17 protein-coding genes are annotated in these 23,125 nt (G+C 71.7%); 9 read left to right on the top strand and 8 right to left on the bottom strand.

Going from position 1 to position 23,125, the window contains the following annotated elements; genetic code table 11:
- Positions 1-33: 33 nt before the first annotated feature.
- Entirely contained in the window at positions 34-522 is a 489-nt protein-coding gene (locus tag EOT10_RS16225; RefSeq protein ID WP_223280995.1) for an Rv3235 family protein, read from the bottom strand.
- Between the two features lie 290 nt (positions 523-812).
- On the opposite strand from EOT10_RS16225, the gene EOT10_RS16220 reads away from it, so the two are divergent.
- The 3 genes from EOT10_RS16220 (at position 813) to EOT10_RS16210 (ending at position 4,440) form a co-directional block, all read left to right on the top strand.
- Complete coding sequence (locus EOT10_RS16220; RefSeq protein ID WP_127828899.1) at positions 813-1,328, top strand: DUF6912 family protein; 516 nt, start codon at positions 813-815, stop codon at positions 1,326-1,328.
- 46 nt (positions 1,329-1,374) lie between these two features.
- Complete coding sequence (locus tag EOT10_RS16215; protein ID WP_127828898.1) at positions 1,375-2,049, top strand: HAD family hydrolase; 675 nt, start codon at positions 1,375-1,377, stop codon at positions 2,047-2,049.
- A 99-nt stretch (positions 2,050-2,148) separates the two neighbouring features.
- Positions 2,149-4,440 carry an ATP-binding protein gene (locus EOT10_RS16210; RefSeq protein WP_127828897.1) on the top strand — a complete coding sequence of 764 codons (2,292 nt, stop codon included), beginning with the start codon at positions 2,149-2,151 and terminating at the stop codon, positions 4,438-4,440.
- 299 nt (positions 4,441-4,739) lie between these two features.
- Here the strand turns inward: EOT10_RS16210 and EOT10_RS16205 are convergent, their stop codons facing one another.
- Entirely contained in the window at positions 4,740-5,306 is a 567-nt protein-coding gene (locus EOT10_RS16205; RefSeq protein ID WP_127828896.1) for a DJ-1/PfpI family protein, read from the bottom strand.
- A 488-nt stretch (positions 5,307-5,794) separates the two neighbouring features.
- Between EOT10_RS16205 and EOT10_RS16200 the strand changes: the two genes are divergently transcribed.
- The 5 genes from EOT10_RS16200 to EOT10_RS16180 all read left to right on the top strand — a co-directional run bounded on the left by EOT10_RS16200 (position 5,795) and on the right by EOT10_RS16180 (position 14,961).
- The gene (locus tag EOT10_RS16200) at positions 5,795-10,726 is read left to right on the top strand and encodes an NAD-glutamate dehydrogenase (RefSeq protein ID WP_127828895.1); all 4,932 of its coding nucleotides are present in this window, start codon (positions 5,795-5,797) and stop codon (positions 10,724-10,726) included.
- Positions 10,727-11,086: 360 nt separating this feature from the next.
- Positions 11,087-12,190, top strand: a complete 1,104-nt coding sequence (manB, locus tag EOT10_RS16195; protein ID WP_127828894.1) for a mannose-1-phosphate guanylyltransferase — start codon at positions 11,087-11,089, stop codon at positions 12,188-12,190.
- A gap of 95 nt (positions 12,191-12,285) precedes the next feature.
- The gene (locus EOT10_RS16190; protein ID WP_127828943.1) at positions 12,286-12,990 is read left to right on the top strand and encodes a polyprenol monophosphomannose synthase; all 705 of its coding nucleotides are present in this window, start codon (positions 12,286-12,288) and stop codon (positions 12,988-12,990) included.
- On the top strand, positions 12,987-13,463 hold the full coding sequence (locus EOT10_RS16185) for a GtrA family protein (RefSeq protein WP_127828893.1): 477 nt from the start codon (positions 12,987-12,989) through the stop codon (positions 13,461-13,463). Before EOT10_RS16190 ends, EOT10_RS16185 begins: the two co-directional genes overlap by 4 nt.
- Positions 13,447-14,961: a hypothetical protein gene (locus EOT10_RS16180; protein WP_127828892.1), complete on the top strand. Its 1,515-nt coding sequence runs from the start codon at positions 13,447-13,449 to the stop codon at positions 14,959-14,961. The genes EOT10_RS16185 and EOT10_RS16180 overlap by 17 nt, the downstream gene beginning before the upstream one ends.
- Before the next feature lie 8 nt (positions 14,962-14,969).
- Here EOT10_RS16180 and EOT10_RS16175 read toward each other — a convergent pair whose 3' ends face one another.
- The 4 genes from EOT10_RS16175 to EOT10_RS16160 all read right to left on the bottom strand — a co-directional run bounded on the left by EOT10_RS16175 (position 14,970) and on the right by EOT10_RS16160 (position 20,737).
- Complete coding sequence (locus EOT10_RS16175; protein ID WP_127828891.1) at positions 14,970-16,652, bottom strand: glycosyltransferase family 2 protein; 1,683 nt, start codon at positions 16,650-16,652, stop codon at positions 14,970-14,972.
- Positions 16,649-18,868 carry a bifunctional glycosyltransferase/CDP-glycerol:glycerophosphate glycerophosphotransferase gene (locus EOT10_RS16170; protein WP_127828890.1) on the bottom strand — a complete coding sequence of 740 codons (2,220 nt, stop codon included), beginning with the start codon at positions 18,866-18,868 and terminating at the stop codon, positions 16,649-16,651. Before EOT10_RS16170 ends, EOT10_RS16175 begins: the two co-directional genes overlap by 4 nt.
- Positions 18,869-18,966: 98 nt before the next feature.
- Positions 18,967-19,824 carry an ABC transporter ATP-binding protein gene (locus EOT10_RS16165; RefSeq protein ID WP_127828889.1) on the bottom strand — a complete coding sequence of 286 codons (858 nt, stop codon included), beginning with the start codon at positions 19,822-19,824 and terminating at the stop codon, positions 18,967-18,969.
- A complete protein-coding gene (locus EOT10_RS16160) occupies positions 19,817-20,737 on the bottom strand; it encodes an ABC transporter permease (protein ID WP_127828888.1) in 921 nt (306 codons plus the stop codon). The genes EOT10_RS16165 and EOT10_RS16160 overlap by 8 nt, the downstream gene beginning before the upstream one ends.
- A 134-nt stretch (positions 20,738-20,871) precedes the next feature.
- Here EOT10_RS16160 and EOT10_RS16155 point away from each other — a divergent pair, with 134 nt between their 5' ends.
- On the top strand, positions 20,872-21,492 hold the full coding sequence (locus EOT10_RS16155) for a TetR/AcrR family transcriptional regulator (protein ID WP_127828887.1): 621 nt from the start codon (positions 20,872-20,874) through the stop codon (positions 21,490-21,492).
- 57 nt (positions 21,493-21,549) lie between these two features.
- On the opposite strand, the gene EOT10_RS16150 is transcribed toward EOT10_RS16155, so the two are convergent.
- Together EOT10_RS16150 and galE are read right to left on the bottom strand one after the other, a co-directional pair.
- Entirely contained in the window at positions 21,550-21,846 is a 297-nt protein-coding gene (locus EOT10_RS16150) for an antibiotic biosynthesis monooxygenase family protein (protein WP_127828886.1), read from the bottom strand.
- 281 nt (positions 21,847-22,127) lie between these two features.
- Positions 22,128-23,111 (bottom strand): UDP-glucose 4-epimerase GalE, encoded by a 984-nt coding sequence (gene galE / locus EOT10_RS16145; protein WP_127828885.1) that lies wholly within the window; start codon positions 23,109-23,111, stop codon positions 22,128-22,130.
- Positions 23,112-23,125: the final 14 nt, after the last annotated feature.

The following is a 23,125-nucleotide window of genomic DNA, read 5'->3' as shown; positions in this document are numbered from 1 at the left end:
CTCCTGCCGCCCTCTCCCTCTCCCGCGGTCGCTTCACGGAGCGAGGGCAGGGCGGCCGCCGCCCATCTCGACGGCCGTGCAGCGCCAGCGGCGGTCGTCGCCCAGGTGAAGCCGGAAGGCGAGGGCGTGCAGCCGGGGGCCGGCGCTGATCCGGGCGAAGACCTCGAAGACGCCGGGTTCGGGCTGGTAGTGGCCGATGCCGCGGACGACGGGCTGCCGCCCCTGGTCGTTCAGGGGCTGGTTCTCGGCGAGCCGGATCAGGACGTCGTAGAGGGATCCGCTGAAGTGGCGGGACGCCCAGTGGACGGGGCGCTGGCCGGTGAGGACGAGCAGGAGGCGCTCGGTGAAGAGTTCGGCGGGGTGCGGCGGGAGCTGGGGCGGGACGCGGGAGGGGCGCCCGCCGGGGCGCCGGGCGTCGTGCCGGCCGGGCGGGCGGCCGCCGGGAGGGCGGGTCCTGGGGCGGCGCCGCGGCTGGTCCATGACCTTGCGCAGTGGCGGTTCGTGAGCGGTGGGCTCGTGCATGTGCGGTTCCCCGTTCGCCTTGCGGACCGGTCGATACCGGCCGGTAACTTCGCTTGGGGATCTTGTACGCGGGTCGCGGTGCGGGTCACAAGGCCGCAGGGCCCCCGCGCGGGCGGCCGGAAGGATCACCTATCCGGGTGGCGCGCGGGCGGACGAGGCAGGCGCGGGCAGCGCGGGAGAGGGTGACGGAGGGCGTCCGCGTGGACGTGTGCACGGGCGGTGACCGGCACCCCGAAAGGGGACTCCCGCGCGTATCCTGAAGCCTCTCTCGCCGACGAAAGTGGCCAGCCATGCGCGTGTACGTTCCCCTGTCCCTGCCCCGTCTCGCCGAGGCGCACAAGGCGGGCGAACTGGGGCCCGGACCGCTCACCGCGTACGCCGTCACGCCCGCGCTGCGCGAGTGGTACGTCTCCGACGACATCGAGGAGCTGGAGTACGCGGCCCTCAACCGCGCGGCCCTCGCCTCCCTGCGGATGATCGCGGGAGAGCCGGACGCCCCGCGCAAGCGGGTCGTGGTCGCCCTCGACGTGCCGGACGGCGCCGCCGTCGCCGACCCCGACCGAGGGCTCGACCCGGGCGCGCTCGGCGAGGTGCGGATCGCGGACGCGGTCCGGCTCGCCAAGGCCGCCGCGGTGCACGTGGACGCCGGCGAGGCCGAGAAGGACGTGGCGATCGCCGCCGCGGCGCTCGGGGCGGCGGACCAGGGCGACGACGACGCGCAGTTCGTGGTCGACGGGGCCGAGGACCACGAGCTCCTCTGGTTTGCCGTGCAGGAGATCCCGAACCTCCTTGGCCAGGGCGACTGACCTGCGAGAACGTGGGATTGTCAGTCATCGCGGGTACGTTCTTGGCATGGGGAAGCACGCAGCCGGAGCACACATCGTCTGGGACTGGAACGGGACGTTGTTCCATGACAACGACGCGGTCGTCAGCGCGACCAACGCCGCCTTCGAGGAGATCGGCCTGGAGCCGATCACCCTGGAGCGGTACCGCGAGCTGTACTGCGTGCCGATACCCCGCTTCTACCAGCGGCTGATGGGACGGGTCCCCACCGAGGTCGAGTGGGAGCGCATGGACACCGCGTTCCAGCGGCACTACACACTCCACCGCACCGCCTGCGGGCTCGCCGACGGGGCGGAGCTGCTGCTCGCCGACTGGTCCTCCGAAGGGCGCAGCCAGTCGATCCTCAGCATGTACGGGCATGACGAACTGATCCCGCTCGTACGGGAGTTCGGCATCGAGTCGCACTTTCTGCGGGTCGACGGACGCACCGGCCCCTCCGGCGGGAGCAAGGCCGAGCACATGGTCCGCCACCTGGGTGCCCTGGCCGGCGCGGGCGTGGCACCGCGGCGCACGGTGGTCATCGGCGACGCGGCCGACGACGCGGTGGCGGCGCAGCACGCGGGCGCGCGGGCCGTGCTCTACACCGGCGGATCACACAGCAGAGCCAGCCTCGAAGGCGCGGGAGCACCCGTCGTGGACACCCTCGCCGAGGCGGTGGGGGTGGCGAAACGCCTGGCGGAGTAGGCGAATCCGCTCACGCTCCGCGGCAGGCTGCGTACGCTGTGGTGGGTTCGACGAACCGGAATGCAGACATCCGGCAGAGCGGGGCGGGGGCGCGGCAGCATGGGATTCGGCTTCGGGCAGCGGCGCGGGGGGCAACTCCCGGCCGATGTGACCACATTCGTCGGCAGAGCGGACGAACTCGCACAGGTGCGGGACGCGTTCGGGCAGGCGCGACTTGTCACGCTCGTGGGACCGGGCGGGGTCGGCAAGAGCCGTACCGCGCTGCGGGCCGCGGCCGGACTCGGGGAGCGGTTCCCCGACGGGATATGGCTGGTGGAGCTCTCGGCGCTGCGTGACCCCGAGCTGATCCCGGCGACGCTCGCGGCCGTACTCGAACTGCCCGAGCAGGCCGGGATGGAGCCGCTCGACGCGATCGTGGCGCACCTTCAGGGGCGCCGGCTGCTCATCGTGCTCGACACCTGCGAGCACCTCGTCGACGCGTGCGCCATGCTCGCTGACATCCTGCTGCGCGAGGCCGCGGGCGTCAGCGTGCTCGCCACCAGCCGGCAGCCGCTCGACGTGCCGGGTGAGCACTGCTGCCCGGTTGCGCCGCTGCCGCCGGACGACGCCGTGGAGCTGTTCGTGCAGCGGGCGGCGGCCGTGGTCCCCGGCTTCGCGGTCGACGCCGGCAACCGTGAGCAGGTGCGGGCGCTCGCCGCGCGGCTCGACGGGATCCCCCTCGCGCTCGAACTGGCGGCGGTGCGGCTGCGGGCCGTCCCCCTGGAGCAGCTCGTGGCACGGCTCAACCACCGCTTCGAGGTCCTCACCGGCGGCCGGCGCACCGCGCTCACCCGCCATCAGACGCTGCGTACGGCCATCGGCTGGTCGCACGAGCTGTGCACGCCCGAGGAGCGGCTGCTGTGGGCGCGGCTCTCCGTCTTCGCCGGGTCCTTCGAGCTGACCGCCGCCGAGCGGGTCGGCGCGGGGCCCGAGGCCGGCGGTGAGCTGCCGGCCGGCGCGGTCCTGGAGCAGCTGATCGGCCTCGTCGACAAGTCCGTCGTCCAGCGCATCGGGGAGAACGGGAGCCGTTACCGGCTCCTGGACACCATCCGCGAGTACGGCGCCGAGTGGCTGGCCGAGGCGGACGCCGAAGCGCCCGTGCGGGAGCGGCACTTCACGTACTACCGCGACCTAGGACAGCGTTTCTGGGACACCTTCCTCGGACCCGAGCAGCCGGGTATGCACCGCATGCTGCGCGCCGAGATGCCCGACCTGCGGGCCGCCCTGGAGTACGCGTACGCCACCGAGGGAGGAGCTGCCGAGGGGCTGTGGCTCGCCGCCCAGCTGGGGCCGTTCTGGCGGGCGTCGGGCGCGCTGTCGGAGGGCCGCTACTGGATCGAGAAGGGGCTCGCGCTGCTGCCGGGGGACGGAGAGGAGCAGTCCTGGGGGCAGTTCATGACCGGGCTCTTCTCCGTGTGGACGGGCGACCTGCCGACGGCGCTCGAACAGTTCCAGGTGGCGTCGGGCGTGGCGCGGCGCGCGGGGAACACGCGGGTCGCGCTCTTCTGTGACGCCTACCTCGGCGGGCTCACCGCGCTGTGCGGGGAGCCCGAAGGACTCGTCGCCATGGAGGAGGCCAGACAGCGCCTCCTGGAGACCGACGACGGACTCGGGATCGGCGTCATCCACTACGAGGGAGCCCTGCTGCGGGCCGTCCTCGGCGACCAGGAGGGCGCCCTGGAGCTGTGCGACCAGGGGCTCGCGTACCTCGAGGGCGCGGGCGAGCGGCAGCTGTACGGGTCGACGCTGATGGTGCAGGGCCTGATCCTCTGGCTGGCCGGGCGCCGCGAGGAAAGTGTCGGGCCGCTGTCCCGGGCCCTCGAGGCGGCGGGCGAGATCGACGAGGTCCTGGTCGCCGCGCTGTGCTGCCTGGGCCTGGCCTGGGTGGCGGCCCACGAGGGCCGCCATGTGCGGGCCGCCTGGCTGCTCGGCTACGCGGAGAACGCGCGGCAGCACCTGGGCGGCGGCGACCCCGTCGGCATGCTGCCCTCGCTGTTCGACGAGCAGGAGTCCGCCGTCAAGACGGTGCGGGCCGCGCTGGGTGGCACGCAGTACGAGCGGTGGCACGGGGTGGGGGCGCGGCTCTCGGGGCGACAGATACTCGCCGCGGTGCGCAGCGGGGCGGAGACCCCGGCCGCGGTGCCGGCTCCGCGCGGTGCGGGGGGCGCGGATGCGCTGACGCGGCGCGAGCGGGAGGTCGCTGCGCTGGTGGCGGAGGGGTTGTCCAACCGGGCTATCGCCGAGCGGCTCGTTATTTCGAAGCGGACGGCTGATGCGCATGTGGAGCACATCTTGGCCAAGTTGGGGGTTGCGTCCCGGACGGAGATTGCCGCGGTTGCGGGTACGTCGTGACGGTGCGGGTTCGGTGGGGGCTTGTCGCGCCCACGCGGCGGAGCCGCATATCGACACAGCCCCGCGCCCCTTACGGGGGCGCCCAGCCCACGTAGGTATACCGATCAAGGTCTCAGTGGCTAAATGCGTATACCTGTCCCCGGCGATACCGATGCCCTGGGCGGCCCGCAGCCGTCAGGGTGGAGCGTGTAGTGGAGCGCCGGGCAGCAGAAATGGTCAACTCTCCCGGCTGTCGTGGCAACGGGGCTCCGCCGTGGCGGCTGCCCTCGTCGGCGGGGCAGCCGCCCACTCTCAGCCGCTCAGATCACCGGCGCCTTCGCGCGCAGCACCGTGAGGAACTCGCGCATCCACGCCGGGTGGTCCGGCCAGGCGCGGGACGACACCAGCGTCCCGTCGACCACCACCTCCGTGTCGCGGAAGCTCGCGCCCGCCACCTGCATGTCGTACTCCAGAGCCGGGTAGGCCGTGACGCGGCGCCCGCGCAGGCCGTCGATCGCCGCCGTCAGGAGCGGGCCGTGGCAGATCTGGGCGACGGGCTTGTCGGCGTCGAAAAAGGACTTCAGGATCTTGCGCAGTTCGGGGTCGTTGCGCAGATACTCGGGGGCGCGGCCGCCCGGGATCACGATCGCGACGTAGTCCCCGGGATCGACCTCGGAGAACGCGAGGTCGGCCGGCCAGGTGTAGCCGGGCTTCTCCGTGTACGTGTCGAACCCCGGTTCGAAGTCATGGACGACGAAGCGCAGCTTCTTGCGCTCCGGGGCGGCGATGTGGACCTCGTAACCCTCCTCGCGCAGGCGCTGGTAGGGGTACAGGACTTCCAGTGACTCGGCGGCGTCGCCGGTCACCAGGAGGATCTTGGGTGCCATGACTGTGCGCTCCCCTCGGAGCCTCGGGCCGGGGTTCTCCCCCTCAACGTGGACCCGGCCGGGCCGTCTGGCAACCCCTCGAAGCATGCATGAAGCAGGCAAACGGGCGGATGTCCCTGTGCATAGTGTCAAAGTTCGACCGCTGTATTTGTACACATACGGCTCATGACGACTCCCGGGGGAGGGGAGATAGCCTTGACCCGTGATCAGCGCGATATCTCGCGGGGGCATCGTCGCCCCCTGCCCGCGCCGGGAGCACACGGAGATCTACATCCGTGCCCGGGGCTCCGCTGACCATTCCCTTTGGGGCGGAGCATGGATGCCGTCCTGGTTCCGGGCAGGAAATACGCCAAAAATGGCGGATAGTCGCCCGTTCATCTCTCATCCCGGCATAACGTCGACATCGACCGGAGACCCCGCGTCGTGGCGTTGTGCCGCATCTATTTCTTCAACGTCACGCAACGGCGCGCGACAGGAGCCAGAGGACAATGCAGACCAAGCTGGACGAAGCCAAGGCCGAGCTGCTCGAAAGGGCCGCCCGGGTAGCTGAGAACAGCCCGGCAGGGGGGCATCTACCGGCCGGGACGAAGGGCGAGGGCACTCCGGACCAGGAGTCGGTACTCGCGTTCCTCCAGCGCTACTACCTGCACACCGCACCCGAGGACCTGGCCGACCGTGACCCGGTCGACGTCTTCGGGGCAGCCGTCTCCCACTACCGCCTCGCCGAGGTCCGCCCGCAGGGCACCGCGAACGTCAGGGTCCACACGCCGACCGTCGAGGAGAACGGCTGGACCTGCAGCCACTCCGTCGTCGAGGTCGTCACCGACGACATGCCGTTCCTGGTCGACTCGGTCACGAACGAGCTGTCCCGCCAGGGCCGCGGCATCCACGTCGTGATCCACCCGCAGGTCACCGTCCGCCGTGACCTGACCGGCAAGCTCCAGGAGGTCCTGCCCGCGGGCACGGCCGCCGACGGCCACGACACGCTCACCGAGTCGTGGATCCACGTGGAGATGGACCGCGAGACCGACCGCGCCGACCTGAAGCAGATCACCAGCGACCTCCTCCGGGTCCTGTCCGACGTCCGCGAGGCCGTCGAGGACTGGGAGAAGATGCGGGACTCGGCGCTGCGCATCGCCGACGAGCTGCCCAGCGAGCCCACCGCCGACGACCTGCGCGACCAGGAGATCGACGAGGCCCGCGAGCTGCTGCGCTGGCTGTCCGACGACCACTTCACGTTCCTCGGCTACCGCGAGTACGCGCTGCGTGAGGACGACTCGCTGTCCGCCGTTCCCGGCACCGGACTCGGCATCCTGCGCTCCGACCCCCAGCACGGCGGCGACGACCACCACCCGGTCAGCCCGTCCTTCAGCCGGCTTCCGGCCGATGCGCGCGCCAAGGCCCGCGAGCACAAGCTCCTCGTGCTGACCAAGGCCAACAGCCGCGCCACCGTGCACCGCCCGTCGTACCTGGACTACGTCGGCGTGAAGAAGTTCGACGCCGAGGGCAACGTCGTCGGCGAGCGCCGCTTCCTGGGCCTCTTCTCCAGCGCCGCGTACACGGAGAGCGTCCGGCGCGTCCCGGTCGTGCGCCGCAAGGTCGAGGAGGTCCTGAAGGGCGCGGGCTTCTCGCCCAACAGCCACGACGGCCGCGACCTGCTCCAGATCCTGGAGACGTACCCGCGTGACGAGCTGTTCCAGACGCCCGCCGACGAGCTGCGCGCCATCGTCACCAGCGTCCTGTACCTCCAGGAGCGCCGCCGGCTGCGGCTCTACCTGCGCCAGGACGAGTACGGCCGCTACTACTCGGCCCTCGTCTACCTGCCCCGCGACCGCTACACCACCGGTGTCCGGCTGCGGATCATCGACATCCTCAAGGAAGAGCTGAACGGCACCAGCGTCGACTTCACGGCCTGGAACACCGAGTCGATCCTGTCCCGCCTGCACTTCGTCATCCGCGTCCAGCCGGGCACCGAGCTGCCCGCGCTCACCGAGGCCGACACCGACCGCATCGAGGCGCGGCTCGTGGACGCCGCCCGCTCCTGGGCCGACGGCTTCACCGAGGCGCTGAACGCGGAGTGCGGCGAGGAGCGCGCGGCCGAGCTGGCCCGCCGCTACTCCGGCTCCTTCCCCGAGGGCTACAAGGCCGACCACTCGCCGCGCGCCGCGGTCGCCGACCTGGTCCACCTCGAAGCGCTCAAGCGCGGCGAGAAGGACTTCGCGCTGTCGCTGTACGAGCCCGTGGGCGCGGCCCCCGGCGAGCGCCGCTTCAAGATCTACCGCACCGGCGCGCCGGTCTCCCTCTCGTCCGTCCTGCCGGTCCTCAACCGGCTCGGCGTCGAGGTCATCGACGAGCGCCCCTACGAGCTGCGCTGCTCGGACCGGACCACCGCGTGGATCTACGACTTCGGCCTGCGCATGCCGAAGGTGGGCAACGGCAACGGCGACTACCTCGGTGACGACGCCCGCGAGCGTGTTCAGGACGCCTTCTCGGCGACCTGGACCGGTGCCGCCGAGAACGACGGCTTCAACGCCCTGGTCCTGAGCGCCGGTCTGAACTGGCGGCAGGCGATGGTGCTGCGCGCCTACGCGAAGTACCTGCGTCAGGCCGGCTCCACGTTCAGCCAGGACTACATGGAGGACACCCTCCGTAACAACGTCCACACCACCCGTCTGCTGGTGAGCCTCTTCGAGGCGCGGATGTCGCCGGAGCGCCAGCGCGCCGGCACCGAGCTGATCGACGGGCTCCTGGAGGAGCTGGACGGCGCGCTCGACCAGGTCGCGAGCCTGGACGAGGACCGCATCCTGCGGTCCTTCCTCACCGTCATCAAGGCGACCCTGCGGACGAACTTCTTCCAGAAGCGGGACGACGGCACGCCGCACCCGTACGTGTCGATGAAGTTCGACCCGCAGGCCATCCCCGACCTGCCCGCGCCGCGCCCCGCCTTCGAGATCTGGGTGTACTCGCCGCGGGTCGAGGGCGTGCACCTGCGCTTCGGCAAGGTCGCGCGTGGTGGTCTGCGCTGGTCCGACCGCCGTGAGGACTTCCGTACCGAGGTCCTCGGCCTGGTCAAGGCGCAGATGGTGAAGAACACCGTCATCGTGCCGGTCGGCGCCAAGGGCGGCTTCGTCGCCAAGAACCTGCCGGACCCGAGCGTCGACCGTGACGCGTGGCTGGCCGAGGGCGTGGCGTCGTACAAGACCTTCATCTCGGCGCTGCTCGACATCACGGACAACCTGGTGGCCGGCGAGGTCGTGCCCCCGGCGGACGTCGTGCGCCACGACGAGGACGACACGTACCTCGTGGTCGCGGCCGACAAGGGCACGGCGACGTTCTCCGACATCGCCAACGCGGTCGCGGAGTCGTACAACTTCTGGCTCGGTGACGCCTTCGCCTCCGGCGGCTCGGCGGGCTACGACCACAAGGGCATGGGCATCACCGCCCGCGGCGCCTGGGAGTCCGTGAAGCGGCACTTCCGGGAGCTGGGCACCGACACGCAGACCGAGGACTTCACGGTCGTCGGTGTGGGTGACATGAGTGGTGACGTGTTCGGTAACGGAATGCTGCTCTCCGAGCACATCCGCCTGGTCGCCGCCTTCGACCACCGGCACATCTTCATCGACCCGCGGCCCGACGCGGCCACCTCGTACGCCGAGCGCCGCCGGCTGTTCGACCTGCCGCGCTCCTCGTGGGCCGACTACAACAAGGAGCTGATCTCGGCGGGCGGCGGCATCTTCCCGCGCTCCGCCAAGTCGATCCAGCTCAACGCGCACATCCGCGAGGCACTCGGCATCGAGTCGGGCGCCGCGAAGATGACGCCGGCCGACCTGATGAAGACGATCCTGCACGCGCCGGTCGACCTGCTGTGGAACGGCGGCATCGGCACGTACGTGAAGTCGTCCGCCGAGTCGAACGCGGACGTCGGCGACAAGGCCAACGACGCGATCCGCGTGGACGGCCAGGACGTGCGGGCCAAGGTGATCGGCGAGGGCGGCAACCTGGGCGCGACCCAGCTCGGCCGCATCGAGTTCGCCCGCAAGGGCGGCAAGGTCAACACCGACGCCATCGACAACAGTGCGGGCGTGGACACCTCCGACCACGAGGTGAACATCAAGATCCTGCTGAACGCCCTGGTGGCGGACGGCGACATGACCGTCAAGCAGCGCAACAAGCTGCTCGCCGAGATGACCGACGAGGTCGGCGCCCTGGTGCTGCGCAACAACTACGCGCAGAACACCACGCTGGCCAACGCGGTCGCCCAGGCGCCGGGCCTGCTCCACGCCCACCAGCGCTTCATGCGCAAGCTGGTGCGTGACGGCAACCTCGACCGGGCCCTGGAGTTCCTGCCGGCCGACCGCCAGGTCAAGGAGCTGCTGAACTCCGGGCGCGGGCTCAGCCAGCCCGAGCTGGCCGTCCTGCTCGCCTACACGAAGATCACGGCCGCGCACGAGCTGATCCAGACGTCGCTGCCGGACGACCCGTACCTGCGCAGGCTGCTGCACGCCTACTTCCCGCAGGCGCTGCGCGAGCGGTTCTCCGACGCGATCGACGGGCACGCGCTGCGCCGCGAGATCGTCACCACGGTGCTGGTCAACGACACCGTGAACACGGGCGGCTCGACGTTCCTGCACCGTCTGCGTGAGGAGACCGGGGCGTCCCTCGAGGAGATCGTGCGGGCGCAGCTCGCCGCGCGCGAGATCTTCGGCCTCGGCGAGGTCTGGGACGCGGTCGAGGCGCTCGACAATGTCGTCGCCGCGGACGTCCAGACCCGGATCAGGCTGCACTCGCGCCGTCTGGTCGAGCGCGGCACGCGCTGGCTGCTCAACAACCGGCCGCAGCCGCTCCAGCTCGCCGAGACGATCGAGTTCTTCAGCGAGGGCGTCGCCGAGGTGTGGTCGGCCATGCCGAAGATGCTGCGCGGCGCGGACGCCGAGTGGTACCAGTCGATCCTCGACGAGCTGACCGGCGCGGGTGTGCCGGAGGAGCTGGCCCAGCGGGTCGCCGGGTTCTCCTCGGCCTTCCCGACGCTCGACATCGTGGCGATCGCCGACCGCATCGGCAAGGACCCGCTGGCCGTCGCCGAGGTGTACTACGACCTCGCGGACCGGCTCTCCATCACGCAGCTGATGGACCGCATCATCGAGCTGCCGCGGGCCGACCGCTGGCAGTCGATGGCCCGCGCCTCGATCCGAGAGGACCTGTACGCGGCGCACGCGGCCCTCACGTCCGACGTGCTGTCCGTCGGGAACGGCGTGTCGACGCCGGAGCAGCGGTTCGACGCCTGGCAGGAGAAGAACGCGCCGATCCTGGGCCGCGCGCGGACGACCCTGGAGGAGATCCAGAGCTCGGACGCGTTCGACCTGGCGAACCTGTCGGTCGCGATGCGCACGATGAGGACGCTGCTGCGCACGCATTCATAAGGTCCGCTTCGTAGGGCCCGCTTCATCGGGCCGCTTCGTAAGGTCCGCGTAAGGCGAACGGGGGCGCCCCGCACCGGAGTTCCGGTGCGGGGCGCCCCCGTTTTCGCCCCAGTTTTCGCTCCTGCATTCGCCCCCCGTTTCCGCTCCCGGTTTCATATACGGGACTCTTGCCGTTCTCTTCCCTTTCTCCGGCCGGTCTCTTGACCGGGTCTGGCCTGATGGGCTGCGCGCCCGTCCGGTTGCTCCTGGGGCGCGGCCGGGCCCATGAGGTTCGACATATGCCATCAAATCGGGTGTTCCGTCTAAGGTGGACCCGATTGTCAGATGGACGGCACGGAGCGGAGAGGTGAGGGAGGGTCCATGACGGAAGCGATTCTGCTGGTCGGCGGGCAGGGCACGCGACTGAGGCCGGTCACGGTCAACACGCCCAAGCCCATGGTGCCGGCGGCGGGAGTTCCCTTCCTGGCCCACCAGATCGCCCGGCTCGCCGCCGCGGGCGTGGACCACGTCGTCCTCGCCACCTGCTATCTCGCCGACGTCTTCGAGCCGTACTTCGGCGACGGATCGGCGTTCGGCGTCCACCTCGAGTACGCCGTCGAGGACGAGCCCCTGGGCACCGGCGGCGCCATCCGCAACGCCGCCCGGCACCTGCTCGCCGGCCCCGACGACCCCGTCCTCGTCTGCAACGGCGACATCCTCACCGGCCTCGGCATCCGCGGCCTCGTCGACCGGCACACCGAGCGCGACGCCGACGTCACCCTGCACCTCACCCGCGTCGAGGACCCCCGTGCCTTCGGGCTCGTGCCCACCGACGCCGAGGGCTGCGTGCTCGCCTTCACGGAGAAGCCGCAGACGCCCGAGGAGATCATCACGGACCAGATCAACGCGGGCTCGTACGTGTTCCGCAGGTCCGTCATCGACGGCATCCCCGCCGGGCGGCCCGTGTCCGTCGAGCGTGAGACCTTCCCCGGGCTGCTCTCCGCGGGCGCCTACCTGCACGGAAAGGTCGAGACCGCCTACTGGCTCGACCTCGGCAAGCCCGAAGCGTTCGTCCAGGCCTCCGCCGACCTCGTCCGCGGGATCATCGACTCGCCCGCCGTGCCCGGCACGCGCGGCGAAGCCCTCGTCCTTCCCGGCGCCAAGGTCGCCGCCGACGCCTGGCTCGCCGACGGGACCGTCGTCGGGGCGGGCGCCCGAGTGGGTCCGGGGGCCGTCGTGCACGGCAGCGTCCTGCACGACGGCGCGGTCGTGGGCGCCGGGGCCTACATCAGGAAGAGTCTGGTCGGCGCCGGTGCGCGGATCGGGCGGCGCTCCGTCCTGCACGGCAGCGTCATCGGTGACGGCGCCCGCGTCGGCGCCCACAATGAACTGCGGAACGGAACCCGCGTGTGGTGCGAGGCCGTACTGCCCGACCGGGCCGTCCGCTTCTCCTCCCTCGCCGGAGAAGGGCTGACCGAACTGTGAACACGAACTCCCCCCACAGCGGGGGCACCCCCGCCGCCGCGTCCGCCGCGACGCCGCTGCCCGACGACTGGGCGCGCACCCCGCTCACCGTCGTCATGCCGACGTACAACGAGGCGGGCAACCTGCCCGGCATGGCCGACGCCCTCATGGCGCTGCCGCTGCCGGGCCTGCGCCTCCTCGTCGTCGACGACTCCAGCCCCGACGGCACCGGCGACATCGCCGAGCAGTACGCCGAGCGGCACGGCCGGGACCGGATGAGCGTCCTGCACCGCGCCGGGAAGGAGGGCCTCGGCCGGGCCTACGCGGCCGGCATGGCACGCGCCGTCGCCGACGGTGCGCGGTACGTGCTCCAGATGGACGCCGACGGCAGCCACCCCGTCGCCAAGGTCCCCGCGCTGCTCGGTACCGCCCTCGCCACCGGCGCGGGCGTCACCATCGGCAGCCGCTACGTCCAGGGCGGCACCCTCTCCGAGTCCTGGGGCGTCCACCGCAAGCTCCTGTCCCGCTGGGCCAACACCTACGCGGGCACCATCCTCGGCACCCGCGTCCGCGACATCACCGGCGGCTTCAACCTGTGGCGCGAGGACACCCTGCGCGCCATCGACCTGGCCTCCGTGGACAGCGCGGGCTACAGCTTCCAGGTCGAGATGAAGTACCGGGCGGTGCGCCGCGGCTGCGGCGTCATGGAGGTGCCCATCCACTTCGAGGACCGCACCGTCGGCGAGTCCAAGATGAACCTGATGGTGCAGCTCGAATCGGTCGCGATGCCGTGGAAGCTGCGCGCGAGGGCGCGCCGATGACCGTCCAGACCGAGGTCCGCCCCGCGCCGCCCGCGCCGCCCGCCCCTCCCGTCCTGGTCCGGGTGCGCCGGCTGTCCATGGAGGTCGCCAAGTTCGGCGTCGTCGGCGGCAGCGGCGTGGCCGTCAACTTCCTCGTGTTCAACCTGCTGCTGAGCGGCCTGAACTGGGCCCCGATGGCAGCGACGGTCATGGCCAGCTGCGTCGCCATGGCCACCAACTACCTCGGCTTCCGCTTCTTCGCCTACCGGGACCGCGCCTCGCGCACCCGCCGCCAGATCGCGCTGTTCTTCGGCTTCAGCGCACTGGGGGTCGTGATGGAGAGCGTCCTGTTCTACGCCGGGTACCACGGCGCCGGCATGACGGGACCGATCGCCTCGAACCTCGCCAAGGCGCTCTCCATCGTCCTGGCCTCGGCGTTCCGCTTCCTCGTCTACCGGACCTGGGTCTTCCAGCACGATGCGCGCCGCGAGTAGCGGGGCCGTCCGGGCCGCCGCGCTGCTGGTCCTCGTCCTGCTCGTGGCGGTCGCGCTCCGGCTGCCCTGGCAGGGCGACCTCGGCATCCACGCGGCGACGGTCGAACGCCTGCGCCACCACCTCACCGACCCGGGCAATCCGCTGGTCGACGCGAACACGCCGAGCCCGTACTACTCGCCGTGGACGGTGTTCCTCGCCGTCCTCGCCGACGCCACGGGCGTGGGCACGTTCGTCGTCCTGAAGATCGCCGCGCTGATCTCGCTGACGCTGCTGGTGACGGGCGTGTGGCGGTTCGTCGGCACGTTCGCCGACCCGTCCGACGAGGGGGCCGCGGGGCGCGCCCGGCGCGGCGCGGTGACCGCGCTCGTCCTGCTCTGCCTGCTGTTCCTGTGGGGCACGAGCCTGTTCAAGTGGAGCGGGTTCCTCGGCCTCAACTCCCTCGCGCTGACCGTCGCCTACCCCAGCACCTTCGCGCTCGGCGCGTCCTTCCACCTCTGGGCGCTGCTGCGCCGGGCGCTCGCGCGCGGCGCCGGGCTGCCCGCCTTCCTCAGCCTCGGCCTGCTGTGGTCCGTGATCCTGCTGAGCCATCAGTTCACCGGCGTCGTCGCGTCGTTCGGCGTCGCCGCGATGGTGGCCGGGGCGCGGCCCTGGCCGGCGCGCGCGGTGTGGGGACGGCTCGTGGCGGCGCTCGCCGTCGGCATAGTGGTGCTCACCGTGTGGCCGTACTACTCGTTCTTCTCGCTGTTCGACGCGACCGGCCTGGAGGAGATCCACCGCCCGCTGTACTGGAACCTGCCCGGCCGGTACTGGCTGCTGCTGCTCGGCGTGTTCGCCCTCGCCCTGCGGTGGCGCAGGGACCGGCGGGACCCGCTCGTGGTGTTCTTCGCGCTCGGGGCGGTGATGTTCGCGGCGGGCGGGGTGAGTGGCCACTACTCGTGGGGCCGGGTCCTGCCGGCCGCGCTGATCCCGGCGCAGGTCGCCGCGGGTCTCGAGGTGTTCGGGGCGGGGCGCAGGGCGCTGCGGACCGCGTTCGCCGGTGTCCTCGGCGCGGCGCTCCTCGTGGGCGCGTGGACCCAGGCGGGGACGCTCGGCTACGTCGTCCCGCACGGCGACCTGCCCCGCCCGCTCGCCGACCGCTACAAGGCGCCGTGGCGCGGCTACGACTGGCTGACGCCCTGGGTGACGTACGGGGACGTGGTCCTCGCCAAGACGAACCCGGCCCGCCAGATCCCCGCGTACGGGCCCTACACCGTCGCCCCCGGCTACCCGGACTTCTTCCTGCCCGACGAGGCGGCCCGGAACGGCGCCGTCGCCGCCTACTTCGCGCCGGGCACCGGGCGGGCCGCGCGCCTCGCGGTGCTGCGCCGCTACGACGTCAAGTGGATCGTCGGGTACCGCAGCGACGGCGGCCTCGCCGCCGGGGACCCGGCCCTGCACAAGGTGACGACGGGACCGCGCGGCCAGATCCTGTACAAGGTCGTGAGCGGGAGGGGTTAGGGCGTGTCCTAGCGCAGCGCGCTCTTCACCAGCCGTACCGCGTTCCGTACGCGCCCGTCCGACGCCGTGGCCAGCCTGCGCGCCACCGGGTGCGTCACGCGTGCCGTGAGCCCGACGGGCTCCCAGCGGATCTGCAGGCGCCCGGCGCCGCGGCCCTCGGGCTCCAGCGTCACCCGGTGCGGGGCGGCGCCCGAGTGGTGGCTGACGCGGGCGGTGAGCCGGGGGAAGCGCAGCGGCGCGAGCAGGACCCCGGTGTTGCGCAGGCCCTGTTCCTGGAGCTGGAGCATCGGGTGGCGCATCCCGTCGAAGCCGTGCAACGGGAGCGGGGCCGTCGCCAGATCGAGCCGCACCCGGCCCTCGAAGACGCCGGGCCGCACCGGGTCGAGCCGCATCCGGGTCGTCATGCGGCGCCGCCCCGGCGCCACGACGAGGGTGGCGACGTGCGGGCCGACCGCGAGGCGCAGACCCGGGTCGTAGGTGCGGACCGACAGGTCGACGCACGCGCCGGGTCCCGGTTCGATCCGGGTGATCTCGTGCCGGAACTGCGCGCCGGGGAAGGGACGGGAGTACAACTCCTGGTCGGTCAGGTCGAGTTCACGGCGCGCCGCCCCCGACTCCGGGACGACGGAGCCCCAGAGGACGGCTCCCGTGTCGTCCGTCACCGTCTCGCGCGGGGTCACCGCGTGACCGAGCCCGCGCGCGGCGAGCCGGGCGTCCGCGAAGCGGCCGTCGCGCACCAGCTGGAGCACGACCCGCTCGGAGCGCGGCAGCCTGGCGTACGCGCGGGGGGACAACGTCGCCAGATACGGGTTCACGATCTCCGCGAACCCGGCCAGCCACGCGTCGTCCCGGTACGGCAGGTCGCCCGCGTACATCCGGAAGTCGTGCTTGAGGAACTTGTAGTCCTTGTCCTCGCGCATCCCGGTGTGGCCGCCCGACGCCAGGAACTCGTCGATGAGCACCTGGACGTGCACGCGGTCGCGGACATTGCTCAGCTTGTGCCGCTGGTTGGAGATCGACGCGGAATCCTCGGCGGCGAACGGCGCGATGTACCAGCGGTAGACCGCCTCGGGGATGACGGTGAAGGACTTCGCGAGGCAGTACGCCTGCGCCGAGAACAGCTGGTCCTCGTAGTGGATGCCCTCGGGGAAGCGGAGGCCGACCCGGTCGAGGAAGTCCCGCCGGTACATCTTGCTCGTCGACAGGTGCTCGAAGAACAGGCCGGGTTCGGCGTCGATGCCCTCGACCGTGCGGCGCTCGGCGACCAGCTGCGGCATCCACGTCGAGATGCGGCCGGTGTCGACGCGGATCCGCTCGACCGCGCCCATCGCGAAGTCGATGTCCCGCTCCCGGTGCGCCGCGAGCAGCAACTCCACGGAATCGGGCGGGAGTTCGTCGTCGCTGTCGAGGAACATCAGGTAGGGGGCGCGGGCGATCTCCAGGGCGCGGTTGCGGGGCGCGCTGCAGCCGCCGCTGTTCTCCGGGAGGCGCAGATAGCGCACGCGCGGGTCCGCGGCGGCGAGGCGGCGCGCGACCCAGGGGGTGGCGTCCGTCGAGTGGTCGTCGCTGATGACGACCTCGATGTTCGCGTGGGTCTGGGCCAGGACGGAGGCGACGGCGCGCGGCAGCCGCTCGGCGTCGTTGTAGACGATGACGGTGACCGTGACATCAGGGGTGCTGGTGGTGGTCATCGGCCTGCGGCCTCCTCGGGGGTGGGCGCGGGGACGCGCTCGTCGACGGGGACGACGGGCGGCAGCGAGGAATCGCTCTCGCCGAGGAAGACGCGGCGTACGACCCGCTCGGCGGCCCGGCCGTCGTCGAACTCGCAGAACCGGCGCCGGAACGCCGCCCGCGCCTTCCCCGACGCCTCGTCACGCCAGGCGCCGGAGGTGAGGATGCCGGTCAACTCGGCCTGGGAGCGGGCGACATGACCCGGCGCCTGCGCCATCAGGTCGAAGTAGACCCCGCGCGTCTTCGCGTACATCTCCCAGTCGTCCGCGTAGATCACGATGGGGCGGTCCAGGTTGGCGTAGTCGAACATGATCGACGAGTAGTCCGTGACGAGTGCGTCGGCGGCCAGGGCCAGTTCCTCGACCGGGTCGTACGTGGACACGTCGATGACCCGGCCGGTCCTGCGCAGACCTGCGAGCGGCGAGGCGGCGCCGCCGTAGAAGTAGTGGCCGCGCACGAGGAGCACGGTGTCGTCGCCGAGCCGTTCGGCGAGCGCGGCGAGGTCGAGGCGGGGTGTCCACGAGGCCTCGTAGTCGCGGTGCGTCGGCGCGTACAGGACGGCCCGCCGGCCCGGGGCGATACCGAGGCGGTCGCGGACGGCCCGGATGTCGGCGGCGGTGGCGCGGTAGTAGACGTCGTTGCGGGGATAGCCGTACTCCAGCGGGACGTAGTGGGAGGGGTAGGCGTGCTCCCACATGCGGGTGGAGTGGCTGTTCGACGTGACGCTGTAGTCCCACTTGTCGACGCGGGACAGGAGCTGGCGGAAGTCGAGGCCCTTGGACGCGGTCGGGTACTCGATCTGGTCGAGGCCCATGCGCTTGAGGGGGGTGCCGTGGTGGGTCTGGACGTGGATCGCGTCGGGCCGTTTGACCACGGAGTTCGGGAAGTTGACGTTGTTGACGAGGTACTTGGCGCGGGCCATGACCTCCCAGTAGCGGCGGCTGCCGGGCACGACGTGGTCCGTGCCGGGCGGCAGCAGGGGCACGCCCGCCGGCGTGACCACCCACACCGGGCGGATCCCCGGGGCGAGTTCGGCGAGCTTCGCGGCGATCGCGCCCGGGTTGCAGGCGATGCCGCGGTCCCAGTACGCGGAGAACACGGCGAGCGAGGGGTCCACGGGCCGCCGCAGGTCCCGCCGGTAGCGCAGGTCGCGGACCTTCGCGCCGACCTGCCGCTTGCGCCCCCTGACCGCGGACTGCAGGTCGCGCCGCCTGTGGTTGACGCTCTGGAAGGCGCGGTACCGGGAGTACGCGTCCTCTTCGAGGAGCCGGCGCCGGACGCCTTCAGGTCCGGCGGGCCTGCGGTAGCCCTCGGGGCGCCAGGCGACGGCTGCGCGGGAGGCCCGGTGGAAGAACTCGCGGGCCACCGGCTCCGGCATCTCGGCGCGGGCCACGATCCGCATGCAGTCGGTGGCCATCACGTCGTAGAGCACCGTGCGGGGGCCGGCGGGCGTGCCCCGGTCGGCCATCAGGCGCTGGAGGTCGTCGTACTGGCCGACGGCCGCGTAGTGCTGCTCAGGGGTGAGCGGCGGCAGGCTCGCGGCGCGCAGCCTGCGCTCGTCGAGCACCACCTCCTGCAGCGCCGTGACGCGGTCGGCGAGTACGAGGGCGGCGCGGGCCGCGAACCTCTCGTCGGTGGCGGCCAGCCGGTCGCGGTGCGCGCGCCAGAACGTGGCGCGCAGGGCCCGGTTGCCGAGCAGCGGGGTGACGCGCAGGAGGTCCGGGCACTCCGCGAGGGTCAGGTCGCGGGGGCCCGCCTCGGCCAGCTGGCGGGCGTCGGGACCCGGGACGCCGGAGGTGTGCCAGGTCGACCGGACGTGGTCGGCGAGGACGACATCCACGCGGCCCGCGCGGCCGGCGTCGTCGGGGAGTTCCGCGACCCGGTCGCGCAGCGTGCGCAGGGCGCCGGCGGGCACCCGGTCCTTGGCGTGCACGAAGAACAGCCAAGCGCCGCAGGCCCGCTCGCCGCCGGCCGCGCGGGCGTCCTCGTCGGAGGTGGCGTCGGGCAGGGCCAGTACGGTGACGCGGCCCGGCACGTCGGCGGTCGGCGCCGGGTCGCCCACGGCGGCGACGATCACCTCGGCCCCGTCGGGTATCTGCCCGGTCACGCTGTCCAGGCAGTCGGCCAGGTGCCCCTGGACGTCCCGGCCGTACACGATGACGCTGAGTTCCCGCACCGTCCCCGTCCCTTCGTCTCCTGGCGCACCATAGTGTCACTATTCGGATGAAAGGGATAAGGGGAGTGCGTCCCCCCGGGTGGGCCCCCGGGCCGGCCTCAGGCGGGCACGGAGACCTTGGTCTGCTTCTTCGGTTCGGCCTTGCCCGCCTTCGGGTTGGTGAAGGCCTCGTACGCCTCCAGGACCTCGTCGGTCGGGCCGTCCATGCGCAGCTCGCCGCGCTCCAGCCACAGGACCCGGTCGCAGGTGTCGCGGATCGACTTGTTGTTGTGGCTGACCAGGAAGACCGTGCCGGCCTCCTTGCGCAGTTCGCGGATGCGGTCCTCGGAGCGCTTCTGGAAGGACCGGTCGCCGGTGGCGAGCGCCTCGTCGATGAGCAGGACGTCGTGGTCCTTGGCGGCGGCGATGGAGAACCGCAGCCGGGCCGCCATGCCGGAGGAGTACGTCCGCATGGGCAGCGTGATGAAGTCGCCCTTCTCGTTGATGCCGGAGAAGCCGACGATGTCGTCGTAGCGCTCGCGGACCTCTTCGCGGCTCATGCCCATGGCGAGGCCGCCGAGGTGGACGTTGCGCTCGCCGGTGAGGTCGTTCATCAGGGCCGCGTTCACGCCGAGCAGGGAGGGCTGGCCGTGGGTGAAGATCCGGCCGTTCTCGGTGGGCAGCAGTCCGGCGACCGCCTTGAGCAGCGTCGACTTGCCCGACCCGTTCGTGCCGATGAGGCCGATGGCCTCGCCCTTGTAGGCGGTGAACGAGACCTTCCTGACGGCGTGCACCGTGCGGACGCCCGCCCGCGCCTCGGCCTTGCGGCGGCCGCCGAGGATGCGGTTCAGCGCCGCGGTCGCGGTGCCGCGGCCGGCTCCGGTGCCGTTCACGCGGTAGACGATGTCGACGTCGTCGACGATGACGGTGGGGATGCGCTCTGCGGTGATCTCGGCGGTCTCAGCGTTCTCAGCCACGTCCGTACGTCTCCTCTGCCTTCCAGAAGTAGATGAACCCGCCGACGCCCGACAGCAGCGCCCAGCCCGTCGCCCACAGCCACACGTGGGGCGGGAGCTGGCTCGCGTGGAAGCTGTCGATCAGGGCGAAGCGCATCAGGTCGATGTAGATGGCCGCGGGGTTGGCCTGGAGCAGCACGAGCACGATGTGCGGCAGGTCCTTGCCGCTGAGCATCTTGTCGATGCTCCACATCACGCCGGACACGTACATCCAGGTGCGCAGCAGGAACGGCATGAGCTGCGCGATGTCGGGGGTCTTGGCGCCCATGCGCGCCATGACGAGGGCGAGTCCCGTGTTGAACGTGAACTGCAGCGTCAGGGCCGGGATCACCAGGACCCAGGACAGGGCCGGCGGCACCCCGAAGCAGAGCAGGATCACGAACAGCGCGCACATCGAGAACAGCAGCTGCTGGAGCTGCTGGAGGCAGTACGAGATCGGCAGCGAGGCGCGTGGGAAGTGCAGGGCCCGCACGAGGCCCAGGCTGCCGGAGATCGCGCGGGTGCCCGCCATCACCGAGCTCTGCGTGAACGTCCACACGAAGACGCCGGTGACCAGGAACGGGACGTAGTCGGGCACGTTCCGCTTGGTGCCCATCAGGACGCCGAAGATGAAGTAGTAGACCGCCGCGTTCAGCAGGGGCGTCGCCACCTGCCAGACCTGGCCGAGCTTCGCCTGGCTGTACTGCGAGGTGAGCTTGGCGGTCGCGAACGCGGTGATGAAGTGGCGCCGCTGCCAGAGCTGACCCACGTAGGCGGGGAGCGTCGGCCGGGCGCCGCTGACCGTGAGGCCGTACCGGGCGGCGAGGACCGCCGGGTCTTCCGCCGGCGCGGAGGGGGCCGCGGGCGGGGAAGGTGTGTCGAGTGCCTGACTCACGCGTCCGCTGCTTTCGCTCGGGGGCTCTGAAGACGGGTGGACGTCGGAACGGGTCCGTATCGTCGTGACGCGAGCGTAGGGCGTCTTGACGTCGGAACGCAACCGTATCGTCGTAACGCCTTATGCTGTTCACCATGACGACGACCAACGCGGACACGCCCACGCCGCGTCGCAGAGCCCCCGCAGGCGCCGCCGTGCTGCGTGAGGACGTGACCGACGCCATCCGGGCAGCCGTCTTCGAAGAGCTCGCCGCCGTGGGCTACGCCCGGATGTCGATCGAGGGGATCGCACGCCGCGCGGGCGTCGGCAAGACGGCCGTCTACCGGCGCTGGCGCTCCAAGCTGCACCTGGTCCTCGACCTGGTCTCCGCGATAGCGGTCCAGGGACTCCCGGCCCCCGACACCGGCTCGCTCGAAGGGGACCTGCGGCTGCTGTACGAGGTGACGTCCCGGGCCCTGAGGCATCCGGTGGCCGGCCAGATCATCCCCGACCTGCAGGCCGAGGCGGCCCGCAACCCGGAGATCGCCGAGGCCATGCAGAAGGCGCTGCGCGAGGGACAGCACGGGGTGGCGAGCGGGATCGTGCGGAGCGCCGCCGAGCGGGGGGAGGTCAGGGACGGCCTCGACGAGGACCTCGCCCTCGACCTGATCTCGGGCCCGCTGTACTGGCGCGCGGTGGTCGTCCGGACGCCGCTGCCCAAGGGCTACCTGGGCCGGCTCGCGTCGGCCACGGCGGCGGGGCTCAAGGCGCTCTGAGCGTACGGGGGGCGGACACCCGGCCGGACCGGCCCGGGTGTCCCGGCTCGCGGTGCTTCACCGCATCACCACGGTGTGTGTCTCGTAGATCCTCGGCTTGGCTTCCTTGACGCCGAGCTCCTTCAGGATCGGCATGATCGTCTCGCCGAACTTCCGGAACGCCTCTTCGGACTCCCAGACGTCGACCACGAGCCAGCCCTCGGGGGTGGCGGCCGAGGTGTGCGAGATGAGTCCGGGGACCGGCCAGTCGGAGGGGTTCTTGACCGGACCGGGCCGCCCGGCCACCTTCTCGGCACTCGCCTCGTACTGCTCCTGGGTCATCCCCGGTATGTCGAAGACCGCGACGATGGGCATGCTGCGCTTCCTTTCAGGGAGGTACAGAGTCCCTTCCAGTCGACCACCGGGCCGTGCCCACCGCGCGTCGGCCCGAGCCGAACGGGGACCAGGGCATGTCCGGCGGATCATGGCCGGGCTCGCGACTCCCCCAGCTACCGCTGGGAGGTGCCCCCATGCGCACGGCACCTCGCCGCGTTGCCGAAACGCTCGGACAGCGCCGCTGTCAGGACGCTCCGGCGCCTTGCGATACACCGCGCCGGACGCCGTGACCTGTCCGACCCTGATCCGCCGGACACGCCCTACCGTGCGACCGCCCTCGGGTGGACCCGGGCCCACCCCTCCCATGCCGACTCGACCATGTCGCGTACGTCGCGCTTCGCCGTCCAGCCGAGTTCCGTCGCCACGCGGTCCGCGGAGGCGACGACGCGGGCCGGGTCGCCGGGGCGGCGCGGGGTGACGACCGGGGCGGTGCCATGGCCCGTCGTCTCGTTGATCAGCTCGACCATCTCCAGGACCGAAACCCCTTCGCCGCGGCCGATGTTGAGGGTGAGGTCCGTGCCGGGGGCCGCGCCCGCGAGGCGGCGGGCGGCGGCCACATGGGCCTCGGCGAGGTCGGCGACGTGGATGTAGTCGCGTACGCACGTCCCGTCCGGCGTCGGGTAGTCCGCGCCGAAGATCCGCGGCGCCTCGCCGTCCGTGAGCTTCTCGAAGACCATCGGGACGAGGTTGAACACGCCCGTGTCGGCGAGCTCGGGGGAGGCCGCGCCCGCCACGTTGAAGTACCGCAGCGACGCCGTCGCCAGGCCGTACGCCTGTCCCGTCGCGCGGACCAGCCACTCGCCGGCGAGCTTCGTCTCGCCGTACGGGCTCATCGGCACGCACGGGGTGTCCTCCGTGACCAGGTCGACGTCCGGCATGCCGTACACCGCCGCCGAGGACGAGAAGACGAAGGACGGGACCCCGGCCGCCGTCACCGCCTCCAGGAGGACGCGCAGGCCCTCGACGTTCTCGCGGTAGTAGCGCAGGGGCTGCTCCACGGACTCGCCGACCTGCTTCTTCGCGGCGAGGTGGACCACTCCGGTGATGCCGTGCTCGGCGACGGTGCGCGCGACGGCCTCCGCGTCGAGCGTCGAGGCGACCACGAGGGGTACGCCCTCGGGGACGCGCGCGGCGACGCCCGTGGACAGGTCGTCGTAGACCACGGTCGCCTCGCCCGCCTCGCGCATGGCGCGGACGACGTGCGCTCCGATGTATCCGGCACCGCCGGTGATCAGCCAGGTCATGTCGGTAGGGGATC

The organism is Streptomyces antnestii, from assembly GCF_004005495.1.
Taxonomy (GTDB): Bacteria; Actinomycetota; Actinomycetes; order Streptomycetales; family Streptomycetaceae; genus Streptomyces; species Streptomyces antnestii.
This window is presented reverse-complemented; position numbering and strand designations above follow the sequence as displayed.

Bases quoted from the DNA above. Each gene is read 5' to 3' on its own strand.
- EOT10_RS16225 (WP_223280995.1), bottom strand. From the start codon at position 522: ATGCACGAGCCCACCGCTCACGAACCGCCACTGCGCAAGGTCATGGAC.
- EOT10_RS16220 (WP_127828899.1), top strand. From the start codon at position 813: ATGCGCGTGTACGTTCCCCTGTCCCTGCCCCGTCTCGCCGAGGCGCAC.
- EOT10_RS16215 (WP_127828898.1), top strand. From the start codon at position 1,375: ATGGGGAAGCACGCAGCCGGAGCACACATCGTCTGGGACTGGAACGGG.
- EOT10_RS16210 (WP_127828897.1), top strand. From the start codon at position 2,149: ATGGGATTCGGCTTCGGGCAGCGGCGCGGGGGGCAACTCCCGGCCGAT.
- EOT10_RS16205 (WP_127828896.1), bottom strand. From the start codon at position 5,306: ATGGCACCCAAGATCCTCCTGGTGACCGGCGACGCCGCCGAGTCACTG.
- EOT10_RS16200 (WP_127828895.1), top strand. From the start codon at position 5,795: ATGCAGACCAAGCTGGACGAAGCCAAGGCCGAGCTGCTCGAAAGGGCC.
- manB (WP_127828894.1), top strand. From the start codon at position 11,087: ATGACGGAAGCGATTCTGCTGGTCGGCGGGCAGGGCACGCGACTGAGG.
- EOT10_RS16190 (WP_127828943.1), top strand. From the start codon at position 12,286: ATGCCGACGTACAACGAGGCGGGCAACCTGCCCGGCATGGCCGACGCC.
- EOT10_RS16185 (WP_127828893.1), top strand. From the start codon at position 12,987: ATGACCGTCCAGACCGAGGTCCGCCCCGCGCCGCCCGCGCCGCCCGCC.
- EOT10_RS16180 (WP_127828892.1), top strand. From the start codon at position 13,447: ATGCGCGCCGCGAGTAGCGGGGCCGTCCGGGCCGCCGCGCTGCTGGTC.
- EOT10_RS16175 (WP_127828891.1), bottom strand. From the start codon at position 16,652: ATGACCACCACCAGCACCCCTGATGTCACGGTCACCGTCATCGTCTAC.
- EOT10_RS16155 (WP_127828887.1), top strand. From the start codon at position 20,872: ATGACGACGACCAACGCGGACACGCCCACGCCGCGTCGCAGAGCCCCC.
- EOT10_RS16150 (WP_127828886.1), bottom strand. From the start codon at position 21,846: ATGCCCATCGTCGCGGTCTTCGACATACCGGGGATGACCCAGGAGCAG.
- galE (WP_127828885.1), bottom strand. From the start codon at position 23,111: ATGACCTGGCTGATCACCGGCGGTGCCGGATACATCGGAGCGCACGTC.